Annotated in this window: 17 protein-coding genes; 10 read left to right on the forward strand and 7 right to left on the reverse strand. The window is 71.0% G+C overall.

Annotation, left to right across the window (positions count from 1 at the left end; all coding sequences use genetic code 11):
• The 8 genes from ON29_RS10965 to ON29_RS11000 form a co-directional block, all read left to right on the forward strand.
• A partial coding sequence (locus ON29_RS10965; protein WP_051175087.1) for a sensor histidine kinase occupies positions 1-1,950 on the forward strand: 1,950 nt, incomplete at its 5' end.
• On the forward strand, positions 1,947-2,375 hold the full coding sequence (locus ON29_RS10970) for a roadblock/LC7 domain-containing protein (protein ID WP_051175088.1): 429 nt from the start codon (positions 1,947-1,949) through the stop codon (positions 2,373-2,375). The genes ON29_RS10965 and ON29_RS10970, both read left to right, overlap by 4 nt.
• Complete coding sequence (locus tag ON29_RS10975; protein ID WP_040866110.1) at positions 2,372-2,716, forward strand: DUF742 domain-containing protein; 345 nt, start codon at positions 2,372-2,374, stop codon at positions 2,714-2,716. The genes ON29_RS10970 and ON29_RS10975 overlap by 4 nt, the downstream gene beginning before the upstream one ends.
• Before the next feature lie 16 nt (positions 2,717-2,732).
• Positions 2,733-3,302, forward strand: a complete 570-nt coding sequence (locus tag ON29_RS10980) for a GTP-binding protein (RefSeq protein WP_040866111.1) — start codon at positions 2,733-2,735, stop codon at positions 3,300-3,302.
• Between the two features lie 114 nt (positions 3,303-3,416).
• On the forward strand, positions 3,417-3,836 hold the full coding sequence (locus ON29_RS10985; RefSeq protein ID WP_040866112.1) for a VOC family protein: 420 nt from the start codon (positions 3,417-3,419) through the stop codon (positions 3,834-3,836).
• A 66-nt stretch (positions 3,837-3,902) separates the two neighbouring features.
• On the forward strand, positions 3,903-6,674 hold the full coding sequence (ppc, locus tag ON29_RS10990; RefSeq protein WP_373283865.1) for a phosphoenolpyruvate carboxylase: 2,772 nt from the start codon (positions 3,903-3,905) through the stop codon (positions 6,672-6,674).
• A gap of 38 nt (positions 6,675-6,712) precedes the next feature.
• Entirely contained in the window at positions 6,713-8,008 is a 1,296-nt protein-coding gene (locus ON29_RS10995) for a type III PLP-dependent enzyme domain-containing protein (protein ID WP_444543621.1), read from the forward strand.
• Between the two features lie 43 nt (positions 8,009-8,051).
• Positions 8,052-8,276 carry a hypothetical protein gene (locus ON29_RS11000; protein WP_040866114.1) on the forward strand — a complete coding sequence of 75 codons (225 nt, stop codon included), beginning with the start codon at positions 8,052-8,054 and terminating at the stop codon, positions 8,274-8,276.
• Here the strand turns inward: ON29_RS11000 and ON29_RS11005 are convergent.
• Positions 8,273-9,250, reverse strand: coding sequence for a helix-turn-helix transcriptional regulator (locus ON29_RS11005; RefSeq protein WP_040866115.1), 978 nt, complete (start codon positions 9,248-9,250; stop codon positions 8,273-8,275). The two genes, ON29_RS11000 and ON29_RS11005, sit on opposite strands and share 4 nt — an antisense overlap.
• Positions 9,251-9,312: 62 nt before the next feature.
• Between ON29_RS11005 and ON29_RS11010 the strand changes: the two genes are divergently transcribed.
• A complete protein-coding gene (locus ON29_RS11010; protein ID WP_040866152.1) occupies positions 9,313-10,569 on the forward strand; it encodes an epoxide hydrolase family protein in 1,257 nt (418 codons plus the stop codon).
• Between the two features lie 10 nt (positions 10,570-10,579).
• On the opposite strand, the gene ON29_RS11015 is transcribed toward ON29_RS11010, so the two are convergent.
• The gene (locus tag ON29_RS11015) at positions 10,580-11,590 is read right to left on the reverse strand and encodes a helix-turn-helix transcriptional regulator (RefSeq protein ID WP_051175089.1); all 1,011 of its coding nucleotides are present in this window, start codon (positions 11,588-11,590) and stop codon (positions 10,580-10,582) included.
• 63 nt (positions 11,591-11,653) lie between these two features.
• On the opposite strand from ON29_RS11015, the gene ON29_RS11020 reads away from it, so the two are divergent.
• Positions 11,654-12,145 carry a pyridoxamine 5'-phosphate oxidase family protein gene (locus ON29_RS11020; RefSeq protein WP_040866116.1) on the forward strand — a complete coding sequence of 164 codons (492 nt, stop codon included), beginning with the start codon at positions 11,654-11,656 and terminating at the stop codon, positions 12,143-12,145.
• Positions 12,146-12,182: 37 nt separating this feature from the next.
• On the opposite strand, the gene ON29_RS11025 is transcribed toward ON29_RS11020, so the two are convergent.
• The 5 genes from ON29_RS11025 to ON29_RS11045 form a co-directional block, all read right to left on the reverse strand.
• Entirely contained in the window at positions 12,183-12,515 is a 333-nt protein-coding gene (locus ON29_RS11025; protein ID WP_157172739.1) for a hypothetical protein, read from the reverse strand.
• On the reverse strand, positions 12,499-13,740 hold the full coding sequence (locus ON29_RS11030; protein ID WP_174371806.1) for an RNA polymerase sigma factor: 1,242 nt from the start codon (positions 13,738-13,740) through the stop codon (positions 12,499-12,501). Before ON29_RS11030 ends, ON29_RS11025 begins: the two co-directional genes overlap by 17 nt.
• Before the next feature lie 3 nt (positions 13,741-13,743).
• The gene (locus ON29_RS11035) at positions 13,744-14,079 is read right to left on the reverse strand and encodes a YciI family protein (RefSeq protein WP_040866118.1); all 336 of its coding nucleotides are present in this window, start codon (positions 14,077-14,079) and stop codon (positions 13,744-13,746) included.
• A gap of 13 nt (positions 14,080-14,092) precedes the next feature.
• Positions 14,093-14,677 (reverse strand): dihydrofolate reductase family protein, encoded by a 585-nt coding sequence (locus tag ON29_RS11040; RefSeq protein ID WP_040866119.1) that lies wholly within the window; start codon positions 14,675-14,677, stop codon positions 14,093-14,095.
• Between the two features lie 91 nt (positions 14,678-14,768).
• Positions 14,769-15,605: an isocitrate lyase/PEP mutase family protein gene (locus ON29_RS11045; protein WP_083863362.1), complete on the reverse strand. Its 837-nt coding sequence runs from the start codon at positions 15,603-15,605 to the stop codon at positions 14,769-14,771.
• Positions 15,606-15,650: the final 45 nt, after the last annotated feature.

Consider the following 15,650-nt stretch of genomic DNA (forward strand, 5'->3'; position numbering starts at 1 on the left):
ATCGATGCGCAGCGCACCTCCCGGCAGGTGGCGTTCCAGTTCTACACCGACGCCATCGATGGGCTGAACCGTCTGTCCCTCGGTCTCGACCAGGCCGCCGACCCGGCGGTCCGGCACGGGCTGCAAGCGCTGCACGCGCTGGGCGAGGCGAAGGAGCAGACGGCCCGCGAACGCGGCTTCCTGAACGGCGTTTTCGCCTCGGATGTCTTCGGGCCGGGCGAGTACGTGCAGTTCCTCGACATCCGGGCGGCCAAGCTGGCCGGTCTGGCCGCGTTCGCCCGCGACGCGACCCCGGCTCAACAGGCGCTTCTGGACGCCGTACTGGACGGTGCGGACGCAATCGCGGCCGCCGAGTCGGAGAACATCGCGATCGCCTCCAATGCCGGACCGATGGCACGACCGGTCGATCCGATCACCTGGTGGGCCCGGATGACCGCGGTCATCGACGAGCAGCGCACCGTACAACAGGCGGTCGGCGACGACGTCCGGCAGCGGGCGGAGGCGCTGCGCCGCAACGCCGCCCTGATCCTCGGCGCGTTCGCGCTGGCCGCGCTGGCGGCGATCGCGGGAGAAGTGGCGCTGGTCGTCGCCGCGGTGCGCGCGATCGTCCGGCCGCTGGCCACGCTGGCGGCGGACGCCGACGACGTGGCCGGCCGCCGACTGCCCGAGGTGATCTCCGCCTGGCGCGCCGGCGCCGACGCCCGGCCGCCGGACCCGCCCGCCCCGGTGCGAGCGCCGCCGGGCGCGGGCATCGAGATCGCCGCCGTGGCCCGAGCGCTGGATCGCGTGCAGTCCACCGCGTTCGACCTCGCGTCGGAGCAGGCGCTGGTGCGCCGCAACACCACCGAGTCGATGGTCAGCCTGGCCCGCCGTAGCCAGAACCTCGTGCGTCGCCAGCTCGGTCTGATCAGCGAATTCGAGCGCGAAGAGCTCGATCCCAAGGCGCTGTCGAATCTGTTCGAACTCGACCATCTTGCCACCAGGATGCGCCGCAACGCCGAGAGCTTGCTCGTGCTGGTCGGCGAGGCCGGTCCGCGCAGCTGGGCCGGACCGATCCCGCTCAGCGACGTGATCCGCGCCGGCTTGTCCGAGGTCGACGACTACCGCAGGGTGGTGCTGCGCCGGATGGACGATGTCCTGGTCGTGGGTGCCGTGGCGAGCGAACTGGCACACATGCTCGCCGAGCTGATCGAGAACGGGCTGGCGTTCTCCCCGCCGGATCTCGACGTGGAGATCTACGGGCGTGCCGGACCGAACGGATACCTGCTCGCGGTGGTCGACCACGGTGTCGGCATGCCTGCGGGCCACTTGGCCCAGGCCAACGCGCGACTGCGCGGCGAGCAGGATTTCATCGTCGCGCCGACCCGTAATCTCGGTCACTACGTGGTCGGCAGGCTCGCCGATCGGCTCGGCATCGCGGTCGAGTTGAGCGTGTCGCCGGTGAGCGGCATCGTCGCGCGCCTGACGCTGCCGCCGGGGATGCTCGAGACGGAGCAGGAACAGTGCGACCCGCGTGAGCTCGCGCCGCGCTCCACCAGGCAGGGCGATTCCAGTTCGCCGATGGCGCGCCCCACTCGGACTGCCGGAGTTCACACCGCACGATCCGAGCCCGCGACAAGCCTCGGCGCAGCCGAAACACTCCGCGCGGCAACGGGATCCGATGCGGACGAAGACGCCGTGCGGCGCACCGAGAACGGCCTGGTCAAACGCAACAAGAAAGCCCGCGCCGCCGCTACCGGCGTTCGTCCCGATCCGGTACCACGGCCGGAGCCCGCCCTCGCGGTCGAACGCTCACCCGAGCAGATCCGCGGCATGCTCTCGGCCTTCCGATCGGGCCATCAGCGTGGCGCGCCCGCGCGGCACGCCGCCGAACGTGACCACCGCCTGCCCGCGGCCGACTCGGCGCACGAACTCCAACCCGCAGCGACCATGACAGAGGAGATCCGGTGACCACCCCCATATCGAGCGCCGACCAGCACACGTTCGACTGGCTGCTGGCCAACTTCGTCCGCGGCACCGACGGTGTGCGCGAGGCGGTCGCGGTCTCCTCGGACGGCTTGCTCATCGCCATGTCCGACGGCTTGGACCGTGCTTCTGCCGACCGGCTCGCCGCCATGGTGTCCGGGCTGGTCGGGCTCGCCAGAAGCGCATCGCGCAGTTATTCCTTCGACGGGCTGAAGTTGATCATGATCGAGATGAAACGCGGATTCCTCCTGGTGTCCGCCATGGGCAGCGGCAGCTGTCTCGGCGTGATCGCCGACAGCGGCTGCGATGTCGGACTGGTCGGCTACGAGATGGCGGTGCTCGCCGACCGTGCGGGTGCGCTGCTGGACCCCGCGCTCATCGCCGAGCTGCGCGAGTCGCTGCGGCGATGAGACACGAACCGGCTCCGGGCGACGACCGATTCGTGCGTCCCTTCGTGGTCACCGCCGGACGCACCACACCGCTGTTGGACGGACTGCGCGTCGAGACGTTGGTGCGGGCCGAGCCCGCCGCGCTGTCCGCACCGCTGCGCTTCGAGCAGCGCACCCTCGTGCGCTTGTGTCAGCGGCCGCATTCCATCGCCGAGATCGGCACCGCGCTCGGCGTCCCGATCGGAGTCGCCAAGGTCGTCGTGAGCGACCTGGCCGCCACCGGACACGTGACCGTGCGCGCCGCCGATCAGCTCACCGCCGCCGCCATCGAGAGGATCAGGGACCTTGTCCGGGCACTCTGACACACGCACGCCTGCCATGCCGTCCTCGGTGAAAATCGTGGTCAGCGGCGGATTCGGCGTCGGGAAGACGACGTTCATCGGGGCCATCTCGGAAATCGAGCCCCTGGTGACCGAGGCGGCGATGACCGAGGTGGCGGTCGGCGTGGACGACGCGGGGCACGGGGCGGACAAGACACAGACCACCGTCGCACTCGACTTCGGGCGCATCACCCTGGACAGCGCACTGCTGCTGTACCTGTTCGGCACGCCGGGCCAGGACCGTTTCGTCTTCCTATGGGACGACCTGGTCGACGGCGCGCTGGGTGCGGTGATCGTGGTGGACACCAGCCGTGTCGACGACTGCTATCCGGTGCTGGACTACTTCGAGGCGCGCGGCACGCCCTTCGTCGTGGCGGTCAACCGCTTCGACGGCGGCACCCGTTTCGCTCTCGACGAGGTCCGTGAGGCACTCGAACTCGAGACCTGGATCCCGGTGCTGGAATGCGATGCCAGACGACGTGATTCGGTGAAGCAGGTGCTGGTGTCGCTGCTCGAACAGGTCCTGTCGCACCGTGCGGATCACCTCACCGCCCGAGACGCGGGCTGAGGTAGGGGTCGAGGGGCCCGGCTGCGACAGCACGCCGGCGCCCGCCGATGAATTCGCCGCGCGTGCGTCGTCTGTTCTGTTGCCCGACCCTGACGAAATACAAGGAGCAGCAGCATGAGCAACGGCGCGGATCTCGCCCTCACCCACATCGGCGTCCTGGTCGCCGACCAGGACAAGGCCCTGGAGTTCTACCGCGACGTGATCGGCCTCGAGGTACGGGCCGACATGCCGTTCGCCGGTGGGCGCTGGGTGACCGTCGGCCCGGCGAAGCAACCGGGCCTCGAGTTCATCCTGGAGACCCCGGAGATGGTGCCGGACGAGGCGGCCGGCGCGGCGGCGCGGGCACGGCTGGCCAACGGCGCGCAGGGCACGCTGATCTTCACCACCGACGACGTGGACGCCACCTTCGCCCAGCTGCGTGACGCCGGTGTCGAGGTGACGCAGGAGCCGATCTCCCAGCCGTACGGCGTGCGCGACTGCGGTTTCCGCGACCCGTGGGGCAATCATCTGCGCTTCTCCCAGCTGCCCGGCTGAGCTGATCGCGGCCGGTGTGGGCCGCGTCGCATACCCGCGCGGCCCGGAGGGCAATACTGTCTGATCATGGGCGAATCGATGAGCGAGATCGAACAGGACGCCATCCGGCCGCTGCGCGACGACATCCGTTTCCTCGGCGGCGTACTCGGCGACACCATTCGCGACCACGAGGGTCCGGAGGTCTTCGACCTCATCGAGCGGGTGCGCATCGAGGCGTTCCGGGTGCGACGCGAGGAGGTCGAGCGCAGCGCCGTCGCGGAGATGCTCGACGGTGTGGACATCGCGGTCGCCCTGCCGCTCATCCGCGCGTTCAGCTACTTCGTGCTGCTGGCCAATCTGGCCGAGGACATCCAACGCGACCGCCGCCGCGCCGCGCACGAGGCGGCGGGCGAACCGCCACAGGACTCGTCGCTGGCGGCCACCTACCGCAAACTGGACGCGGCGGCGCTCGACGGATCGCGGGTCGCGGAGCTGCTGGCCGACGCGCTGGTGTCGCCGGTGATCACCGCGCACCCGACCGAAACGCGCCGCCGCACCGTGTTCGACGCGCAGGCCCGGATCACCGAGTTGATGCGCCTGCGCTTGCGCTACGCCGAGAACGAGCGTGAGCGGGCCGACCTCGAACTGCGGATCCGCCGTCAGGTGCTGAGCCTGTGGCGTACCGCGCTGATCCGCCTGGCCCGCTTGCGCATCCAGGACGAGATCTCGGTGGGTCTGCGCTACTACGACCTCACCCTGTTCGACGTGATCCCGGCGATCAACGCCGAAGTGCGCGCCGCGCTTCGCTCGCGCTGGCCGGGCGTCGAGTTGCTGCCGCGCCCGATGCTGCGTCCCGGCTCGTGGATCGGCGGCGACCGGGACGGGAACCCGTACGTCACCGCCGATGTGGTGCGTCAGGCCGCTTTCCGCGCCGCGGGCGTCGCGTTCGAGCGCTACCTGCGCGAGCTGGTGGAACTGGAGAAGACGCTGTCGCTGTCGGCCCGGCTGGTCACCGTGACGCCCGAGGTCGCCGCGCTGGCCGAGACGGGATACCCCGATCCGGCGGCGCATGCCGACGAGCCGTATCGCCGGGCGCTGCACCACGTCCGGGCCCGGCTGACCGCCACCGCGCAGGCGGCGCTCGGCGAGGTTCCGCCGAACGGCCTGGATGCCGGTGCGCGGCCCTATCCGACTCCGCAGGCGGTGCTGGACGACCTGGACGCGATAGACGCCTCGCTGCGGGGCAGCGGTGACGGCTTGCTCGCCGACGATCGCCTCGCCGCGTTGCGTCACGCCATCGAGACCTTCGGCTTCCACCTACAGAGTCTGGACCTGCGGCAGAACTCCGAAGTGCACGAGCAGGTCGTCGCCGAACTGCTGGCCTGGGCGGGGGTCCACCCCGACTACGCGAGCCTGCCGGAGGAGCGCCGGGTGGAACTGCTGGCCGCCGAGCTGCGCACCCGCCGCCCGCTGCTCGGCCCGCACGCGCGGCTGAGCGAGTCGGCCGCCAAAGAACTCGGCATCGTGCGCGCCGCGCGGGATGTGGTGGACACGCTCGGCGCGGCCGCGGTGCCGAACTACATCATCAGCATGTGCACTTCGGTCAGCGATCTGCTCGAGGCGGCCCTGCTGCTCAAGGAAGGCGGGCTGCTCGACCCGGGGGAGCCGGACGGGCCGCCCAGCTGCCCGGTGGGCATCGTCCCGCTGTTCGAGACCATCGAGGACCTGGGCGCGGGGGCGGCGACACTGTCCGCGGCGCTGGAGGTGGGGGTCTATCGCGATCTGGTCGCCGCGCAAGGCATGCGCCAAGAGGTGATGCTCGGCTATTCCGACTCCAACAAGGACGGCGGATACCTCGCGGCGAACTGGGCGCTGTACCGGGCCGAGCTGGATCTGATCGAGGTCGCCCGCAAGACCGGGATCCGGCTGCGGCTGTTCCACGGCCGCGGCGGCACGGTAGGCCGCGGCGGCGGCCGCAGCTACGACGCGATCCTCGCCCAGCCTGCCGGGGCGGTGCGCGGCTCGCTGCGGCTCACCGAGCAGGGCGAGGTGATCGCCGCGAAATACGCCGAACCCGGTAGCGCGCACCGCAATCTGGAGTCGCTGATCGCGGGCACCCTGGAATCGACCCTGCTGGACGTGGAGGGCCTCGGCGCCGACGCCGAGCCGTCCTACGGGATCATGGACGATCTCGCGGCCCGCGCCCGCGCCGCCTACGCGCGGCTGGTGCACGAAACCCCCGGATTCGTCGAATATTTCCGGCAGTCCACGCCGGTCGCCGAGGTGGGGGACCTGAACATCGGCAGCAGGCCCGCTTCGCGCAAGCCGACGAATTCGGTCGCGGACCTGCGGGCCATCCCGTGGGTGATGTCCTGGAGTCAGGCGCGGGTGATGCTGCCGGGCTGGTACGGCACCGGCGCCGCCCTGGAGGAGTGGATCGGCGGCGACCCGCAACGCCTGGCCACCTTGGCGGACCTGTACCGGCGCTGGCCGTTCTTCCGCACGGTGCTGTCCAACCTGGCCCAGGTGATGGCCAAGAGCGATCTCGACATCGCCGCGCGCTACGCCGAACTCGTGGACGACGTGGCGTTGCGCGAGCAGATCTTCGGCATGATCCGCGACGAGCACGCCCGCACCGTCCGCATGCACGCCGCGATCACCGGCAACGATCACCTGCTGGCCGACAACCCGTCGCTGGCGGAGTCCATCCACAACCGCTTCCCCTACCTGGAACCGCTCAACCAGATGCAGGTGCAGCTGCTGCGCCGCCTGCGCGCCGGGGACGATTCCGAACTGGTGAAACGCGGGATCCTGCTGACCATGAACGGTCTGGCCACCGCGCTGCGCAACTCGGGCTGAGCCGCCGAGGCCCCGGGCCGGGAAGGAATGTCGTGTCGATCGATGAAGCCGCCGTCGCGGCGCTCGCGGACCGCCGGATCGGTCCCGAGCACAAGGGCATGCCACCCGAATCCTGGGGGCTGACCGTCCGGGAATTCCGCACCGGCGCTGTGCCGCTCGACTCGCTGGAGACGCCGGTGCTCACCGTCGACCGCGCGGCCTTGCGGACGAACATCGCGGTCATGGCCGACTGGGTGCGCGCGGCCGGTGTGCGGTTGGCGCCGCACGGCAAGACCACGATGGCGCCACAGGTGTGGGCCGACCAGCTGGCGGCGGGCTCGTGGGGCATCACACTGGCCACCATCTGGCAGACCCAGGTGGCGCGATCGTTCGGCGTCGCCCGGGTGCTGCTGGCCAACGCGCTGGTCGATCCGGTCGGATTGCGCTGGGTCGCGGCGGAATCGGCGCGCGACCCGTCCTTCGAGTTCGTCTGCTGGGCCGACAGCGTCGAGACGGTCGCGCTGATGGACGCGCACCTGCGCACCGCACCGGAGTCGGCGCGGATCCGGGTGCTGGTGGAACTCGGCGGCCCGCACGGCCGAACCGGTGCGCGCACGGTGGAACAGGCACATGCCGTGGCGCGGGCGATCGGCGCGGCGTCCCGGCTGACGCTCGCCGGCGTCGGTGGTTACGAGGGCGCGCTCGCCCACGACCGCACCGCGAGCGGCGTGCGCGCGGTGCGCGACTACCTCGGCGAACTCGCCCGTCTGCACCGGGAACTCCTCGCGGCGGGGCGATACCGCGGTCCGGCCGTCGTCACCGCCGGTGGCAGCGCCTACCCGGAGCTGGCGCTCGAATACCTCGCCCCGCTGTCCGACGAGCAGGGCGGGCAGGGTGTCGCGACGACGGTCGTCCTGCGCTCGGGTGCGTACGTCATCCACGACGACGGCTTCTACGCGAGCATGTCGCCGCTGGCGGCCCCCGGATGCGCGCGGCCGTTGCGCTCGGCGATGCACGGCTGGGCCCGCACCCTCTCGCGCCCTGAGCCGAAGCTCGCCCTGCTGGACGCGGGCAAACGCGATCTGCCTTTCGACGAGGGGCTGCCGATTCCGCAACGCGTCGCGGGGCCCGCGGGCGGTGCGCTGGACGCGGGCGCGACGGTCTCCGCGCTCAACGACCAGCACGCCTTCCTCCGGCTTCCGGTCGGCGCCGCGGAGTTGCCCGTCGGGTCGGTCGTGCGGCTCGGGCTGTCGCACCCGTGCACCGCCTTCGACAAATGGCGCCTGATCCCGGTGATCGACGACGCCGACGCCCGGACGCCCCGGGTGGTCGATCTGCTGCACACGTTCTTCTAGGGCGAGGCGGTTTCCCGGTATACGAGAAGCTTCGGCCCCAGCGATGCCGGGCGCTCGCGCCGGACGGTGGCTGACCAGGATGGACGCCGAGGCGATCCGGGCTCGGTACGGTAGCCCGGTCGTGCTGCACCGCGCCGACCTGGTGCACATCCTGCGCTCCGCGATACCGGCGGCGGCGCTGCGCACCGGCGTCATGCCTTTGGTGCGGGCGGTCGCCGGCTCGGTGCAACTCGGATCGCTCGCCGCCGTCCTGGATCGGCGCGGCTAGCCGGTGGGCTCGCCGCGGTAGTCGCGCACGGCGCGCACGCAGCGGGCGGCCTGGGCGCGCAGCGCCTCGACGAGTTCCGGTGGGCCGTCGAGCAGGGTGAAGTCGAGATCGACCGAGGTGATCATCCACACCAGCTGCTCCGGCGACTCGCTGCCGACGTGCAGGCGGCAGCTGTGCTCGTCGACGGCTTCCAGGACGCCGGTGCCCGGCCACACGCGATCGGCGGCGTCATCGGCCGAGCGGTGCAGGAGCACCGTCGCCTGATGCGGCCACGCACGGGTCGACAACCGCATCGAAAGATACGCCGCGACATCGCCTTCCGGCGGCTCGCGCGGTGCGAAGCGGGGGCCGGTCGGAATCCGCGGGGTGATCCGGTCCGCCCGGAAAGTGCGCCAGTCGGTGCGTTCCACGTCCCAGGCGACCAGGTACCAGTGCCTGCTGAAGTGCACGAGGGTGTGCGGCTCGACGGTGCGCAGGCCCAGTGCTCCGTTGTGCGCGCGATAGTCGAACCGCAGCCGTTCGTGGCGCTGACACGCCTCGGCGATGGCCATGAGCGTGTCCGGATGGACCTCGGGCACCGGCGCCGCGACGCGCAGGGTGACGCCGCGCAGCGTGCGGACCCGGTGGCGCAACCGGGGCGGCAGTACCTGCTCCAGCTTGCTCAGTGCGCGCAGTGACGCCTCCTCGAGTCCGGTCACGCTGCCACCGGCGGCGCTGCGCAGCCCGACCGCCACCGCGACCGCTTCGTCGTCGTCCAACAGCAGCGGTGGCAATGCGGCGCCCGCGCCGAGCCGGTATCCCGCGGCGCCCCGCGTGGCATGCACCGGATAGCCGAGTTCGCGCAGCCGATCGATGTCACGGCGAACGGTTCGACCGGTGACGCCGAGTCGTGCGGCCAGTTCGGCGCCGGTCCAGTCGGGACGGGTCTGCAACAGAGTCAGCAGGGCGAGCAGGCGAGCCGACGTTTCCAGCATCACACCAGAATGCCGGAAAGATAGGAACGATCCCGTCCTAAGCGCTTCCTACCGTGGCCGACATGACAACCGAACCGGACATTCGCCCTTTCCGCATCGACATCCCCCAGGAGAAGATCGACCACCTGCGCCGACGTCTCGCCGAGACGGCCTGGCCGAGCGACCTGCCCGGCGTGGGATGGGACAAGGGCATGCGGGTGTCCTACCTGCGGCCGCTGGCCGAGTACTGGCGGACCGAATTCGACTGGCGCGCGGTCGAGGCGACGCTGAACGAGCTGCCGCAGTTCGTCACCGCCATCGACGGGCAGCGGGTGCACTTCCTGCACGTTCGCTCGCCGGAGCCGGATGCGCTGCCACTGGTGCTCGGTCACGGCTGGCCCGCGTCGTTCGTCGAGTTCCTGGACGTGCTCGGGCCGCTGAGCGATCCGCGTGCCCACGGTGGTGACCCCGCCGACGCGTTCCACCTGGTCGTTCCCTCGCTGCCGGGTTTCGCGTTCTCCGAGGTGTCCCCGGATCCGGGTGCGGGCTCGACCGAGCGGTTCGCGGAGGTGGTCGCGGCACTCATGGCGCGCCTGGGCTACGACCGCTACGGCGTGCAGGGCGGCGACGCCGGATACTTCATCGCCGCACAGCTGGGCCATATCGCTCGGGAACACGTCGTGGGCCTACACGTGAACGGCCCGATCACGATTCCCTCCTGGGACAGTGGCGACGGCGAATCGTGGGGGACGGCGGCGTCCGCTTCGGCCGAGTGGTCCCCGGACGCATCGGAGGCCGAGTACAGCCCGGAGGACCAGGCGAGGCTGGCGACGCTGACCGGCCCGGAGAGCTACGCCCGCTACGACTACGCGACCGTGCAGGGCAACCGCCCGCACACGCTGGCGATCGGCCTGCAGGATTCGCCCGCCGGGCTGCTGTCCTGGATCGCCGACCTGTTCCGGCAGTACACGAACCCGGCGATCGAACTGCCGGACGACGCGGTGGGCCGGGACGCGCTGCTGACCAACGTCAGCCTGTACTGGTTCACCGGAACCTTCGCCTCCTCGCTGCGGCTCTACAGCGAATCCGCGGCCTGGGGCGCGCCGGTGGTGAAGTCCGATGTGCCGACCGCGGCGGCGATCTTTCCCGGCGACATGTCCGTTCGCAAGCTCGCCGAACAGGCGCACAACATCGTCCGGTGGACGGAGTTCGATCGTGGCGGGCATTTCGCGGCGATGGAGGCGCCGGATCTGTTGATCGCGGACGTGCGCGAGTTCTTCCGCACGCTGCGCTGCGACGCGGCCCTGCCGTCATCGGCGTCATCGGACAGGACGCGGTAGGACCGCGCGCCTACCCGCCGGGTTGCCGGGCAGCCGAGCCCGGGTGGCCGGAGTTCGTGGAGTAGCGCGCGTGCATGGCGGCGGCTGTCGCCGCGAGCCGTGCGCGCAGCTGCGGCGGGTCCAGCACTTCGACGAACTCGCCGAGCGGCAGCAGGCCGTGCGCGAGCACCTCGTAGGACTCCGACGGCACGACCACCTCCACCCACCCCTCGGCATCGGGCGGCCCGGCGGAGGCCAGTGCTTCGGTGACCGCCGCCGGATCGTTCATCAGCCGCAGCAACCGCAGGTGGGTGGCGGCGATCCGGCAGCGCGCCCGGACGCGCAGCATCGAACGCGCGAAATCGTCGGCGGCGTCGGTCCAGTGCGCCCGCAGATCGAAACCGGCCGGGCGGGCGAAGGATTCGCCGGTCGTCTCGGCGGAGAGGATCCGGCCCACCCGATACGAGCGGGGCGTGTGCCCGCTGCGGGCGACGAGGTACCAGGTGCCGGCCTTGAGCACCAGGCCGAGTGGGTCGAGCAGGCGTTCGACCTCCTGGTCCTTGCGGGCGTAGCGCACGCGCAGCCTGCGATCGTGCCAGAGCGCGTCGGCGATCGTCGCGAGCGTCGGCGTCTCGTCCGGCCGGTGGAACCAGCCCGGCGCGTCGACATGCACTCGCTCGGCGATGCGCGTCGCCCGCCCGCGCAATTCCGGCGGCAGCGCGGCGAGCATTTTCAACTGCGCGGTGGCCAGCACGGTGCCGAGGCCGAGATCGGCGGCGGCGCCGGGCAAACCGGTCAGCAGCACCGCGTCGGCCTCGTCGGTGGTCAGGCCCGTGAGCCGGGTGCGATAGCCGTCCACCAGCCGGACGCCGCCTGCCCGGCCCGGTTCGCTGTAGACCGGGACACCGGCCGCCGAAAGAGCCTCGACATCGCGATAGACGGTGCGCACCGACACTTCCAGTTCCCTGGCCAGTTCGGGCGCGGTGAGCCGGCCTCGGGTCTGCAACAGCAGAAGCAGTTGCACCAGCCGACTCGCCCGCATGCAGGCGACACTAGCCGCAAACCTTGACACGAGACGGCAGGGTTTCGCCGTACCGTCCTCGTCATGACCACTTGGAGCCGATTCACCGAAGAAGCACCGCACGTCGCCGAGGTCTTCGCGCGCAGGCACCGCGCGGCGGGCAATCTCTGCATGCTCGGCACCATCCGGGCCGACGGATCACCGCGGATCAGCCCGGTCGAACCACGCGTCTTCGAGGAGTTCCTGGTGATCGCGGGAATGCCGGGCACGACCAAGTTCCGCGATCTGGCTCGCGATCCACGCTTCTGCCTGCACACCGCCACCGTGGACACGAACGTGTCCGACGGTGACGCCAAACTCTTCGGCGCCGTCGTCGACCTGCCCGACCGGGACGTACACGCGCGCTTCGCCCAGCACCTGTTCGACGAGACCGGTTTCGACATCCGCGGCCGGGAGTTCGACCACTTCTACGTCGCCGATCTCACCGGGGCGTCGACGGTGGAGGTCGACGGCGACCACCTCGACATCACCATATGGAAGCCCGGCGAAGGGGAGCGCGTGGTGCGCAAGCACTGAGCCGGCGGCTCGGCGCGACGACCTCACTCCCGCGCCGTCAGTTGAGCGGCGATCGGGCTCGGAACCGGGACGCCGCGGCGGTGCGGGTCGGTGCGGAATCGGCGGACGAGGGATCGCCCGGGGTGGCCGCGTCCCACGCGAACGGGTCCGTGGCGGAGCTGGCTCGGGCGGCGATCGTGCGGGCCTTCGACGCCGAGGTGATCGGCCCGATCCTGCTCGGCAAGCACTTCGGCGCCCGGATCAGGCCGGGCGGAGCGCTGCTGCTGTTCTCCGGAGTAGCCGCGTGGCGGCCCGCGCGGGGACGGACGGTGATGGCTACGACCAATGGCGCGGTGAGTTTCCTCGCCGAGGCGCTACCGGTTCGGTTCACCTTCGCCGAGCTCGGAGCGCCGACGCGTCAGGAAATTTCGTTCGGCCGCGTTGTCGGTGCGGTCGAGGGCGGCGTCGTAGGCGGCGACGGCGTCGGCGATGCGCCCGATACGGGCCAGCAGGCTCGCGCGGACGGCGTGGAACAGGTGGTATCGCTCGAGAGCGAGGGCGTCCACCAATTCCAATGCCGTCGCGGGACCGTCCACTTCGGCGACTGCCACCGCGCGGTTGAGGGCGACGACCGGGCTCGGTGTGAGCGGGGTGAGCTGGTCGTAGAGGCGCAGGATCTGGGTCCAGTCGGTGGCCGCCGCGACGGGGGCGTCGGCGTGCACCGCGTTGATCGCCGCCTGCAACTGATACGGCCCCGGCCGGTTGCGGCGCAGGCACTCCCGGACGAGCGCGTGCCCCTCGGCGACGAGGTCGCGGTCCCACCGGCTGCGATCCTGTTCCGCGAGGGGGATCAGGGAGCCGTCGAGGCCGGTGCGCGCGGACCGGCGGGACTCGCTGAGCAGCATCAGTGCGAGCAGGCCGGTCACCTCGGGCTCGTCCGGCATCAGCTCTGCCAGCAAGCGGCCCAGGCGAATCGCCTCGGCGCAGAGATCGGCCTTGACCAGCTGTGCACCGGAGGAGGCCGTGTGTCCCTCGGTGAAGATCAGGTACACGACGGCGAGTACCGCGCGCAGCCGGGCGGGCAGGTCCGCGTCGGCGGGCACCCGGTACGGGATGCGGGCGTCGCGGATCTTGCCTTTGGCGCGAACGAGGCGCTGCGCCATGGTCGTTTCTGAGACCAGGAACGCGCGGGCGATCTCGGCGGTGCTCAACCCCCCGAGCAGCCGCAGAGTCAGCGCCACCTGCGCCTCCGGCCCCAGAGCGGGGTGACAGCAGGTGAAGATCAACCGCAGCCGGTCGTCGCGCACGGCGCTGACCGCCCACTCCGGCTCGTCCTCGGCGTGCAGGAGGGCGGCCTGCGCGTGCCGGTCCGCGCGGGAGGCCTCGCGGCGCAGGCGGTCGATGGCCCGGTTACGCGCGGTGGTGATGATCCAGCCGGGCGGGCTCGGCGGGAGACCGTCGGCGGGCCAACGCTGGACGGCGGCGGTGAAGGCGTCCTGCACCGCGTCCTCGGCGACGCCGATGTCGCCGAAGACGCGGATCAGGCTCGCGACCGCACGGCCGTAATGCTGCGCGAAGACCGTTTCGATCACCGAGCCGGTCACGGGTTCGCCCATCGGTCAGTCCTGGATCGGACGGACCTCGACGGGCAGGCCGACGACGGCGGTGAGCTTGCGGCCCCATTCCAGCGCTTCGTCGAGATCGGCGGCGCGGATGACGGTGAACCCGCCGATGTGTTCCTTGCCTTCGACGTACGGGCCGTCGGTGATCAGCACGTCCTCGCCGCGGGCATGCAATACGGTCGCGGTGCCGGGCGCGTGCAGACCGGCGGCGAACACCCAGGTTCCCGCCGCCCGCATCTCGTCGTTCAGCGCGCCGAGTTCACGCATGATCTCGTCCAGGTTGTCCGGCACGCCTGCGTCGGGCTGGTAGATGCTGAGCAAGTAGTGCTTCATCGCGTCATCCTCCTCATCCGCGCCGGTAGGTGATGATGACGACACCGGTTCCGGTCGTCACCGTGTCGGTCATCCGTAAGCCGCCCAGCTCCACGCCGTCGAACAATCGGCGGCCGGAACCGAGTACCAAGGGGTGGATCAGCAGGAGGTACTCGTCCACCAGATCGTGGCGCATCAGCGAGCGCACCAGGACACCACTGCCCAGCACCACCAGATTCCGGTCCGGTTCCCGCCACCGCAACTCGGGGACCGCCCTCACCGCGTCGCCGCAGAGCCATGTCGAGTTCTGCCAGGCCAGCGGCCCGCTTCCGGTGCGGGAAGCGACGAACTTCTCGGTCTTGTCCAGCGCATCGGCCATCGGGTTGCCGACCTGTCGCGGCCAGTATCCCGCGAAGTCCTCGTAGGTGCGCCTGCCGAGCAGCAGCGCGCCGCGGTTCGCGGCCATGTGCCTGCCCATGACCTCGGCCTGCACCGGGTCGTCGTGCCGGTGCGCCCAGCCGCCGTGCGCGAATCCGTCTCGGGTGTCCTCGTCCGTCCGCCCGGGCGCCTGCATGACGCCGTCCAGCGTCAGGTGCTCCACCGCGATGATCTTGCTCATCTCCGCTCCTTCCGGGACCGGCGCGGCGCCGGTCGCACCATCTACACGAACGGGCCCCCGGCGGATCGACAGCGTCACCGAAAATCGTCGCTCAGGACGAACAGCCGCGGGAAGCCTCGACGGGTGCGGGCAAGAGACGTTGGATCTCGGCATAGCTGATGATTCCCGGCGGAACGGAGGCGTCGTGCCGCACAGCGCGTGCGACGTCCAGCGCAGCCGACAGCGCCGCCCGGTACAGCAGCGACCCGGTACTGATCCGGCGCACGCCCAGCTCGGTCAGCGTCGCGAGGCCCGGGCCCTCGGCCGAATAGAGGACGTTCACAGGCACTTCGCTCGCCGCCACGACCCGCTCGATACGCGCCGGGTCGGTCAGGCCGGGCACGAAGACGCCGTCGGCTCCGGCCGCGGCGTACCGGCGTACCCGATCGTGGGTCGAGCCGTGATCCAGCCCCAGCCAGTAGGTGTCGACGCGAGCGTTGACGAACAGTTCCGGTGCGCGCTCCTTGACCGCCGCGATCAGCGCGGCCTGGTGCTCTGGCGCGGCGAGCGCCGATCCGAGGCGACCGTCTTCCAGGTTGACGCCCGCGATCCCGCAGGCCGCGAGCTGTCCGGCGAAATCCGCGACCGCGCCGGGCCGCTCGTCGAACCCGGCCTCGATGTCCACGGTGACCGGGATCGGCAGCGTCGCGAGGCGCCGGGCCGAGGCGAACGTCTCCGCCTTCGTGACGCCCGCGCCGTCGGTGCGCCCGGCCGCGGCGGCCACGCCCAAGCTGGTGGTGCCGATCGCCGCGAATCCCTCGTCGGCCAGCAGGGCGGCCGAGGCGAAGTCCCAGGCGTTCGGCAGCACGAGGGGACGGTCGCGGTGGTGCAGGCCGCGGAAGATCTCGAACATGGCCGGCGGGGTCGCCGCCGCGGAAGGCGAAGTCATGCCGCGACCGTAGCCACGGGACATTTCGGTGAGCGCCGAAACGAC

Origin of the sequence: Nocardia exalbida NBRC 100660 (genome assembly GCF_000308575.1) — a bacterium.
GTDB classification, from domain to species: domain Bacteria; phylum Actinomycetota; class Actinomycetes; order Mycobacteriales; family Mycobacteriaceae; genus Nocardia; species Nocardia exalbida.

Bases quoted from the DNA above. Each gene is read 5' to 3' on its own strand.
- ON29_RS11015 (WP_051175089.1), bottom strand. From the start codon at position 11,590: ATGCGGGCGAGTCGGCTGGTGCAACTGCTTCTGCTGTTGCAGACCCGA.
- ON29_RS11035 (WP_040866118.1), bottom strand. From the start codon at position 14,079: ATGAAGCACTACTTGCTCAGCATCTACCAGCCCGACGCAGGCGTGCCG.
- ON29_RS11045 (WP_083863362.1), bottom strand. From the start codon at position 15,605: ATGACTTCGCCTTCCGCGGCGGCGACCCCGCCGGCCATGTTCGAGATC.
- ON29_RS11040 (WP_040866119.1), bottom strand. From the start codon at position 14,677: ATGAGCAAGATCATCGCGGTGGAGCACCTGACGCTGGACGGCGTCATG.
- ON29_RS11010 (WP_040866152.1), top strand. From the start codon at position 9,313: ATGACAACCGAACCGGACATTCGCCCTTTCCGCATCGACATCCCCCAG.
- ppc (WP_373283865.1), top strand. From the start codon at position 3,903: ATGGGCGAATCGATGAGCGAGATCGAACAGGACGCCATCCGGCCGCTG.
- ON29_RS10975 (WP_040866110.1), top strand. From the start codon at position 2,372: ATGAGACACGAACCGGCTCCGGGCGACGACCGATTCGTGCGTCCCTTC.
- ON29_RS11020 (WP_040866116.1), top strand. From the start codon at position 11,654: ATGACCACTTGGAGCCGATTCACCGAAGAAGCACCGCACGTCGCCGAG.
- ON29_RS11000 (WP_040866114.1), top strand. From the start codon at position 8,052: ATGCCGGGCGCTCGCGCCGGACGGTGGCTGACCAGGATGGACGCCGAG.
- ON29_RS10980 (WP_040866111.1), top strand. From the start codon at position 2,733: ATGCCGTCCTCGGTGAAAATCGTGGTCAGCGGCGGATTCGGCGTCGGG.
- ON29_RS10985 (WP_040866112.1), top strand. From the start codon at position 3,417: ATGAGCAACGGCGCGGATCTCGCCCTCACCCACATCGGCGTCCTGGTC.
- ON29_RS11005 (WP_040866115.1), bottom strand. From the start codon at position 9,250: ATGCTGGAAACGTCGGCTCGCCTGCTCGCCCTGCTGACTCTGTTGCAG.
- ON29_RS11030 (WP_174371806.1), bottom strand. From the start codon at position 13,740: ATGGGCGAACCCGTGACCGGCTCGGTGATCGAAACGGTCTTCGCGCAG.